The sequence below is a fragment of the Herbaspirillum camelliae genome (genome assembly GCF_001929405.1).
GTDB lineage: Bacteria > Pseudomonadota > Gammaproteobacteria > Burkholderiales > Burkholderiaceae_D > Herbaspirillum > Herbaspirillum seropedicae.
In genome coordinates this window covers 4,246,060-4,258,855 of record NZ_KV880769.1, presented here as the reverse complement: position 1 = coordinate 4,258,855, position 12,796 = coordinate 4,246,060, and the positions used below count along the sequence as shown (strand labels likewise).

Below are 12,796 nucleotides of genomic sequence, written 5' to 3'. Positions count from 1 at the left end.
TTGCTCGACGTTGGATCTACATTTTCCGCAAGCCCATCAGCGGTTGCGCAGGCGCCGCACGTAGCCGTCGCCAGCCCTTTGCACCAGCGATACCAGGACGATCAGCATGGCGATGACGATCACCATCACCTGGGTATCAAAGCGCTGGTAACCATAACGGATGGCCAGGTCGCCCAAGCCACCCGCCCCCACTGCTCCGGCCATGGCCGATGAACTGATCAGCGCCACCAGGGTGATGGTGAAGCCGCCGACGATGCCCGGCAAGGCTTCGGGCAGGTAGACATGCCAGACGATGTCCCACTTGCGGCAACCCAGCGCCTGGGCGGCTTCCACCAGGCCGGGATCGACTTCGCGCAGGCTGACCTCGACGATGCGGGCAAAGAATGGCGTGGCACTGATGGCCAGCGGGACGATGGCGGCCCAGACGCCGATGGTGGTGCCGGCCACCAGGCGGGTCAAGGGAATGAGCGCCACCAGCAGGACGATGAAGGGCGTGGCGCGAAAACCGTTGATCACGCTGCCCAGCACCCGGTGCAAGCGCGGCCAGTCGAGAAAACCGCCCGGCGCCGAGACGATCAGCAAGACGGCCAGCGGCACCCCCGCTAGCAGCGCCAGCGCCCCGGATACGCTGACCATCTGCAGCGTATCGAGCAGCGCATTGCCATAGCGCTCAATGGGAATGGACAGGGTCAGCGACATAACCTAGCTCCTTGATGTGATGGGCGATGGCCTGCGCACCCTGGGTCAGCGCCTGCCAGTCGTGAGAGGCCGGGGCATCGGCCACCGCCAGCACGAGCTGGCCATGGGTATGCCCCTGGATGTGATCGACACCAGCCTGCAGCACCCGCACCCTGCCACCGACCACGGCGGCAATGCGCTGCAGGTCTGGCTGCAGGCCATCACCACCATGGAATTCCAGTTGCAGCACCCGTTCATGGCGCCCGGCCGGGGCCTGCGGCTGCAGCGCCTGCTGCAGTTCTTGCGGCAGGCCGTGCTGCAGGGGCGCCAGCAAGGCCCGGGTGGCGGGATGTTGCGGCTTGCCGAACACTTGCCAGATTTCACCCAGCTCGGCCACGCGTCCCTGTTCGAGCACCAGCACGCGGTCGGCGATCTCGCGGATGACGCTCATCTCATGGGTGATCAGAATGATGGTGATGCCCAGCTTGTGATTGATGTCGCGCAGCAATTGCAGGATGGACTGGGTGGTCTCCGGATCGAGCGCCGAGGTGGCTTCGTCGCAGAGCAGGATTTCGGGGCCGCTGGCCAGGGCGCGGGCAATGCCCACGCGCTGCTTCTGGCCGCCGGAGAGCCGGCGCGGATAACTGTCGGCCTTGTCCTGCAGGCCGACCAGGGCCAGGAGTTCATGCACCCGCTGCGTGATCTGCGCACGCGGCACACCGGCCACGCGCAGGGGCAAGGCGATGTTGTCGAAGACGGTCTTGGCCGCCAGCAGGTTGAAATGCTGGAAGATCATGCCGATGCGCCGGCGCAGGGCCACCAGTTGCGCCTCATCAAGAGTGGCGATATCGACGTCATCGACCTCGACGCGCCCGCTGGTGGGCCGTTCCAGGCGATTGATGGTGCGCAGCAGGCTGGACTTGCCCGCCCCGCTGCGACCGATGATGCCGAAGATGCTGCCTGGTGCGATCTCCAGGTCGATATCCTGCAGCGCCTGTACCGGGCCGGCTGCCGACACGTAGGTCTTGCCGACGCCGCGCAGCGCCACCTTGCCGCGCGGGCCGCCACTACTGGGGGCGGCCAGGGTCACAGTGGGTTCGCGCACGAGGTCGGGGCGACTGGGGGCGGTCAGCGATTGGCGGGCGGTGATCGAGAGTTCCATGCGGTCTCCAGAAGGACGGGGGCGCGAGGTCTTACTTCTTGAGCCAGGCCAGCGTATAGAGGCGGCTGTCGTGGTTGAAGGCACGACCGATATCGGCCCTGACGGCGGCCGAATTCTGGTAGATCTGGATGAACTTCTGCACCACCGGATCATTGACGCGATTGGCCCGGGTCACGAACTGGATGGCGAAGCGGGCGTCCTCGATGCCGGAATAGGCCAGTCCGGAGGAAGGATCGAAGGCCTTGGCGGCCACGATGAAGTGCGGGTAACCCTGGGCTAGGTCGACATCGGGCGTGATGCGCACCAGTTGCGGCCCTTCCACTTCCACGAAACTGAGCTTGCGCGGGTTGTCGACGATGTCATCGATGCTGCCCAGGTAGCCGACCTTGGGCTTGAGCTTGATCAGGCCGACGTTCTGCAGCAACAGAAGCGCCCGTCCCTGGTTGACCGGATCATTGGCAATGCCGACCTTGGCCCCCTGGGGCAGCGCCGTCAGGGATTTGTACTTGAGCGAATAGAGGCCGACATTGGAGAGGATGCCGGTGCCGGCGCTGGCCAGCTTGTAGCCATTCTTCTGGATGGCGTTGTCCAGGAAGGGCTGGTGCTGGAAGTAGTTCAGATCGAGGTCGCCGGCGTCGAGCGCCACGTTGGGCGTGGTCCAGTCGGTGAATTCGACCACCTGCACATCGATGCCCTGGCGCTTGGCCTCCTTGGCGGCCACCGCGACGGAATCGCCATAGGCGCCCGGCACCACGCCAATGCGCAGCTTGTCAGCGGCCTGGGCAGCCTGGAGAGACAGAACGGTCAATGACAAGAACACCAGATGAGAAAACTTCATGCAACACTCCGTGACGAGAATGGGAAAGAGGAAGCGATCCGGCAGAGACATGCTGCGTCCCTGCCGCCAAGCCCTGATTGTGGGCGAGGCCGTCACGCAGAGCCACAAAGTAAAACATGCTTCGATATCCGCTTTTCTCATGAAGCTTGGGGCGCCATGTCGCAACGCTACGCCGCGCGAACAACACGGCCAGCTCATCCTGCACTATCCTGTCTTGCCCCCGCCGCACCAGGCGGGGGGATGTGCTGGTATCCGATCATCCAGGCGGACTACCGAGCACAGGCCGACCAATAGACCAATAGACCAATAAGCCAGGAGACAAGAATCCCATGAACAAGGCGCTGACCATGACCATTGCATCCACCTTACTGGCCGGCTCGCTGGCCCAAGCCGCTGACCGCCTGCCGGTCATTCCGCCGGAGCAGTACACGCCGGAACAGAAACAGGCCGCCGATGAATTCCTGGCTGCGCGCAAGGTGCCGGTATTCGGCCCCTTCGAGCCGCTGATGCATAGTCCGCAGGTGATGACGCAGGCGCGCGCCATGGGCGACTACCTGCGCTATCACTCGGCGATCGGCAACACCTTGAGCGAACTGGTGATCCTCATCACCGCGCGCGAATGGACCCAGGATTACGAGTGGTATGTGCACTATCCCATCGCCATCAAGGCCGGGATCAAGCCGGAGATTGCGGCGGCCATCGCCGATGGCCGCCGTCCGGAGGGGATGAGTGAGGATGAAACGATCGTCTATGATTTTTCGATCGAACTGCACCGCAACAAGCGGGTCTCGGACCAGACCTTCGCCCGGGCGGAAAAGCGCTTTGGCAAGAAAGGCGTGGTGGACCTGACCGGCGTCAATTCCTATTACACGCTGCTGGCCATGCAGATGAATGCGGCGCAGTACCAGGCGCCCAAGGACGCCAAGCGGCTGGTGCGGTTCCCGGAATAAGCGCGCCGCCGTAGTTGGCGGCCCGGTCGCCCTGGCGACCGGCCGCGCTTAGGGCCTGTTCACGATGGCCTGGCGCGCCTTTTGGCCCTCACACCGCCACCCAGCCCTGCTCCCCGCGCTCCAGCAAGCCAGCCTCGCCAAAGCGCCACAGATGCAACCAGCCATTCTCCAGCAACTGCCGCACCACGGCGTGCGCGGCGATGACACGTTCGATGGCGGCCTCGGGGGCGTCGATCACCACCGTCAAGCGCAGCGGCTCGTGCAGCCAGCGCTGGCCGTCATGCAGGGACTGGCGCGCCAGGCCGATGCGCAGGTCGCCGCCGTTGCCTTCGAACACGCCGATGGCGCCGCCGACGACGTTGTGCAGCAGCTTGTTGCCGCTGCCCAGCCGTTGCGGGTCGCTGGTGGAGGCGTGGTACTGCCAGTTGATCCAGTGCGTCACCAGCATGGGCGCAGTCATCAGTTGCTCCAGCAGCGCGCCCTCGCCATCCTCGGTGGGGTCATAGTCATGCAGGAAGCAGCGCCCGCCCAGGTCGATGCCGCGGCTGCGCGCACGCGGGGCGATCAGGAAGGCGGCGTTGCCGGTGAGACCCCATTCCGGCCGCGTCTGGGCGCCGTCGTTGGCGCGACGGCGCAGGGCCTGCAGCAGCCGCGCTGCGGGTTGCTCGCCGTCCAGTCCCAGTCGTGCTGCGCGTTCACGCCGCACCTGCTCCCCGGCGCGGGCAAAGACCTCGCGCATGGCGGCCCAGCGCTGCTGCGCTGGTGCGGGCAGCAGGTCCAGGTCGAAAGCTTCCACTTCATCGGTGGTGGTGTTGTGCAGCAGGGCCAGGAAAGCGGTCTCCTCGGGCAGGTGGACGCCCTGCGCCAGCAGGCCGCGACGCACGTTGTGCTCGTTGAGCAGCTGCGCCAGGGTGCGCGCATTGACTTCGCCGGTCTGGCCGCAGCAGGCGCCGCAATCCAGGGCGGCGGCGTGGGCATTGTTGGCGGACTGGCTGCCATGTCCCACCAGCAGCACCAGCGGCGCGACGGCGCGGTCCAGTCCCATGGCGTGCAGGATGCGGGCGGCCAGCGCCACCTTGTCGGCCTCGCTCACGCCGCTCAGTTGCGGGCGGCACAGCGCCCGGTAGCGCGCGGGCAAGCCGGCCAGGTCATCGCGCGCGCGTGCGCCGCGACCCGGCCGCAGCCAGTTCCACAAGCCGCCCAGCGCGCTCACCCCGGCCACTTCCACAAAGGAGAAGGCCGAGCCCGGCCAGCGCGTATTGCCCTGCCACTGCGCCTTGCCGGCCAGTTGCCGGTGGCGCGCCCGGGCGGCGGCGCTGGCCAGCACGGTGCTGTCCGCAGCCCCTGCCCCTGCGGCGGGAATGATCTGTTCCTGCACCTGATAGGCCGGGGCCAGCAGGCCCGGCAACTGCGGCCGCGCCGCCTGCGTGCCCAGCGGCGTATAGGCCACCGGCAGGCCGAAGAAGCCGGCCACGCCCAGCGTCTGCACGCCCGGATGGAGGCGCTCCAGCGCCCGCCGCATTGGCTCGCTGCGCACGTCGATGCAGAACGCCGCCTGCACCTCGATGGCTGCGCCAGCGGCAGGGCGATCCTGCAACAAGGCTTGCGCCAGCTGGCGCTGATAGCCGACTTCCAGCGCCAGTTGCCAGACTTCATCCACCACCAGTTCGTCGCGGACCTGCTGCAGGCGTTCCCGCGCCCTGCCCCAGGCTTGCTGCACGGTGCTGAAGGCCTGGGTGGCGGCGTCGTCGTCCTTGCACTCCAGCAGCAAGGCGCCCCAGGCCATGCGGATGGCCAGCAGTTCGCGCAGGTGCGCATCCTCCTGTCCCTGCAGGCGCGCCTGCCAGCCCAGGTAGGCGCACCACGAGGCCCAGCCATTGACGGTCAGCAGCACCGCTTCCAGGTAGTCCGCCCAGACCTCGGCGGGCAGCCCCAGGCGCGGCATGACCCAGCGCTCGGCCTCGCGCGCGCAGGCCGGTAGCGCCTGGATGCCATCGGCGATGTGCGGCAGGCCCATCAACAGGCCGATGCCGTGGTCGTGCTCCAGCGTCTCGCGCCAGAAGGCGTAGAGGCCGTTGTCGCGCTCGGGTTGCCAGTCGGCCTGGTGGCGGTCGAAGTAGGCGGCGCAGGTCTGGCTGACCTGGTGCGTGATGGCCTGGCGCCAGGACAGCCGGGTATGGCGCTGGGGATCGTTGTCGAGGACATCGATGAGCAGAGGGAGCTGCGCTGGGCGGCTATCCGATGCCAGCACGGCCTGACAATGGGCAGCGTCCAGTCCTGCCGCGCGCGCCGCGGGCAAGCGGCTTAGCGCAAGGTGCAGATCGGCCGCGCTGATGCGGCCCTCGGCCCACGCCTGGCGCAATTGCGCGCGCGCTGGCAACACCTGGATGCCGCCCAGCAGCGCCATGCGCGCCGCGACCTCGCGCAAGGGCATGCCGATGCGCGACCAGTGCGGGTTGACCGCGATAGCGCGATCCAGCGGCCAGGCCGGTGCGATGGCCGCGCAGGCCTGCGCACAGGCTTGTTCCAATGCGCTCTCCCAGGCGGCGTCAGGGGTGGCGGCCAGGGCCGATTGGGTGTGTTGGGTGATGGCGTTCATGCTGCTCTCCTGAGATTGGGTTCAGCCTTGGGTATCGCTGGCCAGGGTGGACGGGGTGGCGCGGTGTGGCGCTCGGCGCGCCTGCGGCGCCCAGCGTGCCGGCCACAGTTGCAGCGCCAGCCGGGTATAGGCTTCGTCCAGGTAGAAGCCGGCATAGCTGCGCCGACGCCAGGCCGTCATGGCCTGCGGGCGCACCAGCAACAGCGCCACGCAGCCATACAGGGCCAGCATCCCGGCCAGCGTGGCCACGCCGAAGAGTGGCTGGGCAAAGTCATCCAGCCCCAGCGGCAGCAGGTGCAGGAGCATGGCCGCCACCGTCAAGCCGGCGGCGCCGGTCAGGCCCAGCAGCCAGCTGCGCAGCCGCATCGCAGTCGACACGGTGCTCGTCTGGGGCAGCCACAGCAGCGGCGCCCAGGCCAGCCCCAGCACCACGCTCCACCACCAGGGCCAGCCGGTGTGTGCATGCAGCGTCTGCAGGGCCAGCACGACGGCGCTGCTGGCCAGGGGGGCGACGATGACGCTGGCCGCCGAAGGCTGGGCCTTGTCGTGCAAGGCCTGCAAGCGGGTCTCGCGCACCACCGAGGAGGCCGAGAGGAAGGCGTGCGCCTTGTACAGCGAATGTCCGATCAGGTGCAGCGCGGCGAAGGTGTAGAGCCCGGCTGCGCATTCCAGCAGCATGAAGCCCATCTGCGCCACCGTCGACCAGGCCAGCCGCACCTTGATGCTGATGCGGGTGAGCATCACCATGCCGGCCAGGAGCACCGTGGCCACGGCCATGAGCAGCAGCACGCTGCGCGCCGGGATGGCCTGCTGCAACAGCGGCGCAAAGCGGATCAGCACGAAGCCGCCCAGGTTGACCACCCCCGCATGCAGCAGCGCCGACACCGGCGTGGGCGCTTCCATCACCTGGATCAGCCAGCCATGCACCGGCAGCAAGGCGGTGCGCAGGATCACCGCCAGCACCACGCACAGGGCGCTGACCTGCAAGCCCGCAGACATGCCATGCGCGGCCAGGTGCTGCCACAGTGCCGACAGGCTGCCGCTGCCCGTGGCCGACCAGGCCAGCAGCGCGGCGACGCCCAGCAGCAGATCGGCCAGGCGGTCGGCGATGCGCTTCTTGTAGGCCGCCAGCCGGGCGAAAGGCCGCTCCGGGTAGAAGCACAGCAGATGCTCCAGCGCCAGCCCGACCGCCGCCCAGGCGGCGATGAGCACCAGCCAGTGGTCAGCCAGCAGCAGCAGGTGGACGGCGGTGAGCACGGCCGCCAGCGCCACGGCGTACTGGCGCTGGCCGCCCTCGCCTTGCAGATAGCGCGCCGAGAACGCGCCGATGACGGCGCCCAGTCCTTGCACCAGCACGGCCAGCACCAGCCCGATCACCGAGACCTGCAAGACGCCCGGCCAGGGCCTCGCGCCACGTGCCAGGCACAGTGAGAGCACGGCCAGCGCCAGGGCCAGCATGGAGGTAGCCTGGAACAGGCGCCACAGCCCCTGGGACGTGGGACGCGCCAGCATCAGCGCCAGCGCCGTAACGAACATGGCCGCCGGTGGCGCCCAGGGAAGCAGCGAAGTGAAGTGGGAAAGCGTGAGCATGATGTAAGCGCCAGAGGACAGCGTGTGGTTGGATGGCCGCATGATGCTTGCGCGCGATCGTTCTGTAAATTACATTTATGAGAACGTATTCATTGATAAATCAGAACGATGCGCCTAGAACAGCTCAATTTCCACCATCTTCGTTATTTCTGGCGCGTGGCCAAGCTCGGCCATTTGACCCGGGCGGCGGAGGAATTGCATACCTCGCAATCGGCCGTATCCGCTCAGATTCGTCAGCTTGAGAAACATCTAGGTGAAGATCTATTCATCCGCGAAGGCCGTCGGCTCAGCCTCAGCGACACGGGGCAACTGGTGTTCACCTATGCCGACAACATCTTTGGACTCAGCCAGGAAATGCTGGGCCGCCTGGAGGGCCGCTCGGCGGGCGTGACGCGCTTGCGGGTGGGCAGCGTGGCCACGCTCTCGCGTAACTATCAGGAAAACTGGCTGCGGCCCATGCTGTCCGATCCGAGCGTGGCGCTCACGCTGGAGTCGGGCCAACTGGAGGGCTTGCTGGAGCGGCTGGTGCAGCACCAGCTGGACGTGGTGCTGGCCAACGAAACCGTCCCGGCTGATCCTGATCGTCCCCTGCACTGCCGCTTCCTGGGCAGCCAGGCGGTCTCGGTGGTGGGCCCGGCGCATCGCTGGGAAGCCGGCAGCCTGCGCATTCCGGAAGACCTGGAAGGCATCGACATGGCCCTGCCCGGCCCGCGCCATGCGCTGCGCATGCGCTTTGACGCGCTGTGCGTATCGGCCGATGTGCGCCCGCGGCTGCGCGCCGAAGTCGATGACATGGCCATGCTGCGTCTGATTGCGCGCGACAGCGGCTGGCTCAGCGTGCTGCCCGAAGTGGTGGTGCAGGATGAGCTGCGCAACGGGGTCCTGGTGACGGTGGGTCAGACCACCGAACTGGTCGAGAACTTCTATGCCATCACCACACCTCAGCACCATTACGGCGGACTGGTGGACCGCCTGCTCAACGGATCGGCCGCCACCGCCCAGGAAGCGGGCGTTACTCATCAGCAATAAATTCTACTAATCGGTACAATGCAAGAAATCAGCAAATAAAAAATGACAATCGCATGACAATCTTGCACTCTAGGCGCCCCCCCCTTCAGCCCGGCGGCAGCCCGGCAATGAGCGGCCGACCAGAACAAGACCGAGGAAACGATGAGAAAGGCGCTATTCAGGTATCGCGATGAGCTGGTCAGGATAGAACTCAAGTGTCCCAACGCCCAGGGCTGGACCTGGGATTTGTATATCAATGGCCAATTGCAGTTCTGCGGCCAGGATGCTCCCTTCGCCTTTGCCGAAGAAGCCATGGCCGCTGCGCGCCAGGCCAGCTGCCGTATGATCGATTTGCTGCACGCTTCCTGAGCTCGCCCGCACCCATCGCCCCTGCCCCTTGCGCCTCACGCCAGGCTTGCCAGCCCGACGTCTCTGCATTAATATATATTTAAATATATTATTAATTCGCATATTGATGACTGCTCCCGCTCGCTCTTCCGCCCTGCCGGCAGAACGCATGCGCCAGGCCGCAGGCGAGGCCGTCGGCGCCCTCAAGGTGCTGGCCAATGAAGACCGTCTGTTGTTGCTGTGCCAGCTGTCGCAGCAGGAAATGTGCGTGAGCGAGCTGGAAGAGCAACTGGATATCCGCCAGCCCACGCTGTCACAGCAGTTGGGCGTGCTGCGCAACGAGGGCGTGGTCAGCACGCGGCGCGATGGCAAGCGGATCTACTATCGAGTGGCGGATGCGCGGCTGCTGGAAATGCTGGACCTGATGTATCGCCTTTACTGCCCCAAGGAGTGAACATGCAAGTGGACTGGACTGCCTTTACCCCCGTCACCGCGCTGGCTGGCGGTGCGCTGATCGGCCTGGCCGCCGCCATCCTGATCCTGGCCAATGGCCGTGTGGCTGGCGTCAGCGGCATCCTGGGCGGCCTGCTGCAGCCGCGCGCGGGCGATCGCGCCTGGCGCGCGATGTTCCTGCTGGGCCTGCTGGCAGCGCCCCTGCTCATGCGCCTGGGCGCAAGCCTGCCGCCCATCCACATCGACGCCGGCCTGGGCCAGATCGTCCTGGCGGGCCTGCTGGTCGGCCTGGGTACGCGATATGGCGCGGGCTGCACCAGCGGCCATGGGGTGTGCGGGCTGTCGCGCTTTTCGCTGCGCTCGGCGGTGGCCACGGTCTGCTTTATGATGGCCGGTTTCGTGAGCGTCTATCTGCTGCGCCACGTGGCGGGCCTCTGAATGAGGGACAAACGCATGACTGCACTGACTGCCTTGCTGTCCGGACTGGTGTTCGGATTCGGCCTGCTGCTCTCCGGCATGGCCGATCCGGCCAAGGTATTGGCCTTCCTCGACCTGGCCGGGGCCTGGGACCCTTCGCTGATGCTGGTCATGGCCGCAGCGATTGCCGTGGGCGTGCCCGCCTTTGCGCGCGCCCGCAGGATGAAGGCTTCCTTGCTGGGCCAGCCCATGCAACTGCCTGCTGCGCGCCAGATCGACCGCCGCCTGGTGCTGGGCAGCCTGGTCTTTGGCGTGGGCTGGGGCATGGCCGGCATCTGTCCGGGTCCGGCCCTGGTACTGGTGGGCGCGGGCCAGTTCAAGGGCCTGGTATTCGTGCTGGCCATGCTGGCCGGCATGCTGCTCTTTGCGCTGCTGGAGCGCCGTCGATCGCGATGACATGCGGCGACGGCATGGGTTGATGAAGACGAGGATGCATGATGGACAAGCTGCACATTGAAGGTCATTTCGATACCACCACGAGCACCGTCAGCTATCTGGTGCTGGACCGCGCCAGCGGCCAATACGCGCTGATCGATACGGTGCTGGACTACGATCCCAAATCCGGCCGCACCGCCACCACCAGCGCCGACCAGCTCATTGCCCGCGTGCGCGAACTGGGCGCCCAGGTGCAATGGATACTGGAAACCCACGCCCACGCCGACCACCTGTCAGCGGCGCCTTACCTGAAGCAGCAACTGGGCGGCCGCATCGCCATCGGCGAGCACATCACCCAGGTGCAGGCGGTGTTCGGCAAGCTGTTCAACGCCGGCACCGCCTTCGCCCACGACGGCAGCCAGTTCGACCAGCTCTTCGCCGATGGCGCGCGCTTCCAGATCGGCCAGTTGCAGGCGCGCGTCATGCATACGCCGGGCCACACGCCGGCCTGCCTCACCTATGTGGTGGAAGAGGCCGGGCATATCGCCGCCTTCGTCGGCGACACGCTGTTCATGCCCGACTACGGGACGGCGCGTTGCGACTTCCCGGGCGGCGATGCGCGGACCCTGTTCCGTTCCATCCAGGCGGTGCTGTCCTTGCCCGACCATGCCCAGCTCTACATGTGCCATGACTACCGCCCCAATGGACGAGAGTTGCGCTACGTCACGACGGTGGCCGAGGAACGTCGGCACAACATCCATGTGCATGAAGGCGTGAGCGAAGACAGCTTCGTGACCATGCGCACGGCCCGCGACGCCACGCTGGACATGCCGGTCCTGCTGCTGCCCTCGGTGCAGGTCAACATGCGCGCCGGGCAATTGCCGCCGGCCGAGGACAATGGCGTGCGCTACCTCAAGATTCCGCTCAACGCGTTCTGAGCTGCGTTCCGAGCTACGAACCGGACCGGGCGGCAACGGGATCGGGAATCAAGGTAGATGAGCCCGGTTTAATGCGAATTGTCTTCATTTTTGCTAATTGTCGTGGCTTTGCCCGCGCTCACGCCCTAGAATCTGCGCCATTCAATGCTACCTGGCTCAGCGCTCATGCCCAAATTCCATCTCGAACATCACAAGGTCGACGCCATCTCCTGGCTGCGCGCAGCCGTACTGGGCGCCAACGACGGCATCGTCTCCACCGCCAGCCTGCTGGTCGGTGTAGTAGCGGCCCAGGCCAGCCATGACAATGTGCTGCTTACGGGCGTGGCCGGGCTGGTGGCGGGGGCGATGTCGATGGCCACCGGCGAATACGTCTCGGTGCATTCCCAGGCCGACAGTGAAAAAGCCGCCCTGCACCAGGAAAAGGAAGAACTGGCCACCGACCCCGAAGGCGAACACCGCGAGCTGATGGGCATCTACATGCGGCGCGGCCTGAATCAGGACACGGCGCATCTGGTGGCCACCCAACTGATGGCGCACGATGCACTGGACGCCCACGCCCGCGATGAACTGGGCATCTCCGAGACCACCGCCGCGCGCCCGGTGCAGGCGGCCGTGGTGTCGGCGCTCAGTTTCGCGATCGGTGCGGCCTTGCCGCTGGCGGTGGTGCTGCTGGCGCCGACCAATGCATTGCTGCCCTCGATCGTGATCGCCGCCCTGCTCTCGCTGGCGGTGCTGGGTGCCGTGGCGGCAAAGACCGGCGGCGCCAACCTGTGGAAGGGCGCACTGCGGGTGAGTGTATGGAGTTCGCTGGCGATGGGCTGCACGGCGGCCATCGGGTCCTTCTTCGGCGCAGCCATCTAGGGCCTGTTCACAGCCAGCCCAGCCACTGTCCCCAGAGCAGTTGTCCCAGATAACGCTGCGGTAGCAGCGTGAAGCTTCCGGCCACCAGGCAGGCACCGATGTAGACGCGCTGCATGGTGCGTCGATGCGAGTCGATGTCGCCGCGCATCACCGCAGTCAGTCCGCGATAGAGCAAGAAGCTGGTGACCGGCACCAGCAGGTGCAGCGGCGTATAGCCAGCGATATTGGGCAGGTCCCGTGAACGGATGAACAGCGCCGACAGTACCACGGCGACCATGCAGGTGAACCAGCCATAGCCCAGGGCGCGGTGCCAACGTGGGCGCACTGGTATGGCCAGCCGGGTCCACAGGGCCAAGGGGCCGACCAGCAGGGCCGCGAGCGCGGCGGTGAGATGAATGACAACGACCGGGGCAAGGGACATGGCAGCGCTTTCCGAAATGCGATGCCGGCATTGTTCGCGCTCCCCTGCTGCGCTATCAAGCGCAATGCGACGAAACGCCGGCTGGGTGGCGCCAGCGG

General features: G+C 66.4%; 14 protein-coding genes. 8 read left to right on the top strand and 6 right to left on the bottom strand.

From position 1 onward, the window contains the following. Positions 1 to 36 precede the first annotated feature (36 nt). Genes BGK68_RS19205 through BGK68_RS19195 form a run of 3 tightly spaced genes read right to left on the bottom strand, consistent with a single transcriptional unit; the run spans position 37 to position 2,678 of the window. Positions 37 to 699, bottom strand: coding sequence for a methionine ABC transporter permease (locus BGK68_RS19205; protein WP_075258393.1), 663 nt, complete (start codon positions 697 to 699; stop codon positions 37 to 39). Then, on the bottom strand, positions 671 to 1,840 hold the full coding sequence (locus BGK68_RS19200) for a methionine ABC transporter ATP-binding protein (RefSeq protein WP_075258392.1): 1,170 nt from the start codon (positions 1,838 to 1,840) through the stop codon (positions 671 to 673). The genes BGK68_RS19205 and BGK68_RS19200 overlap by 29 nt, the downstream gene beginning before the upstream one ends. A 31-nt stretch (positions 1,841 to 1,871) precedes the next feature. After that, the gene (locus BGK68_RS19195; protein ID WP_069373955.1) at positions 1,872 to 2,678 is read right to left on the bottom strand and encodes a MetQ/NlpA family ABC transporter substrate-binding protein; all 807 of its coding nucleotides are present in this window, start codon (positions 2,676 to 2,678) and stop codon (positions 1,872 to 1,874) included. 329 nt (positions 2,679 to 3,007) lie between these two features. Between BGK68_RS19195 and BGK68_RS19190 the strand changes: the two genes are divergently transcribed. Then, complete coding sequence (locus tag BGK68_RS19190) at positions 3,008 to 3,628, top strand: carboxymuconolactone decarboxylase family protein (protein ID WP_069373954.1); 621 nt, start codon at positions 3,008 to 3,010, stop codon at positions 3,626 to 3,628. A gap of 88 nt (positions 3,629 to 3,716) precedes the next feature. Here the strand turns inward: BGK68_RS19190 and BGK68_RS19185 are convergent, their stop codons facing one another. Next, on the bottom strand, positions 3,717 to 6,227 hold the full coding sequence (locus BGK68_RS19185; protein ID WP_075258391.1) for a YbcC family protein: 2,511 nt from the start codon (positions 6,225 to 6,227) through the stop codon (positions 3,717 to 3,719). 21 nt (positions 6,228 to 6,248) lie between these two features. Next, the gene (locus tag BGK68_RS19180; RefSeq protein WP_075258390.1) at positions 6,249 to 7,817 is read right to left on the bottom strand and encodes an NADH-quinone oxidoreductase subunit L; all 1,569 of its coding nucleotides are present in this window, start codon (positions 7,815 to 7,817) and stop codon (positions 6,249 to 6,251) included. A gap of 108 nt (positions 7,818 to 7,925) precedes the next feature. On the opposite strand from BGK68_RS19180, the gene BGK68_RS19175 reads away from it, so the two are divergent. From BGK68_RS19175 to BGK68_RS19145, 7 genes are all read left to right on the top strand, one after another. Continuing rightward, on the top strand, positions 7,926 to 8,846 hold the full coding sequence (locus BGK68_RS19175) for a LysR family transcriptional regulator (RefSeq protein ID WP_069373952.1): 921 nt from the start codon (positions 7,926 to 7,928) through the stop codon (positions 8,844 to 8,846). A 141-nt stretch (positions 8,847 to 8,987) separates the two neighbouring features. After that, complete coding sequence (locus tag BGK68_RS19170; RefSeq protein ID WP_041310707.1) at positions 8,988 to 9,194, top strand: hypothetical protein; 207 nt, start codon at positions 8,988 to 8,990, stop codon at positions 9,192 to 9,194. Positions 9,195 to 9,300: 106 nt separating this feature from the next. Further along, a complete protein-coding gene (locus tag BGK68_RS19165; RefSeq protein ID WP_075258389.1) occupies positions 9,301 to 9,627 on the top strand; it encodes an ArsR/SmtB family transcription factor in 327 nt (108 codons plus the stop codon). A 2-nt stretch (positions 9,628 to 9,629) separates the two neighbouring features. Continuing rightward, positions 9,630 to 10,064 (top strand): YeeE/YedE family protein, encoded by a 435-nt coding sequence (locus BGK68_RS19160; protein ID WP_013234293.1) that lies wholly within the window; start codon positions 9,630 to 9,632, stop codon positions 10,062 to 10,064. A gap of 15 nt (positions 10,065 to 10,079) precedes the next feature. After that, entirely contained in the window at positions 10,080 to 10,499 is a 420-nt protein-coding gene (locus BGK68_RS19155; RefSeq protein ID WP_075258388.1) for a YeeE/YedE family protein, read from the top strand. A gap of 41 nt (positions 10,500 to 10,540) precedes the next feature. Next, on the top strand, positions 10,541 to 11,416 hold the full coding sequence (locus BGK68_RS19150) for an MBL fold metallo-hydrolase (RefSeq protein WP_075259896.1): 876 nt from the start codon (positions 10,541 to 10,543) through the stop codon (positions 11,414 to 11,416). Between the two features lie 165 nt (positions 11,417 to 11,581). Next, positions 11,582 to 12,277, top strand: coding sequence for a VIT1/CCC1 transporter family protein (locus tag BGK68_RS19145; protein ID WP_075258387.1), 696 nt, complete (start codon positions 11,582 to 11,584; stop codon positions 12,275 to 12,277). 7 nt (positions 12,278 to 12,284) lie between these two features. Here BGK68_RS19145 and BGK68_RS19140 read toward each other — a convergent pair whose 3' ends face one another. Then, entirely contained in the window at positions 12,285 to 12,698 is a 414-nt protein-coding gene (locus BGK68_RS19140; protein WP_075258386.1) for a DUF2306 domain-containing protein, read from the bottom strand. Positions 12,699 to 12,796: the final 98 nt, after the last annotated feature.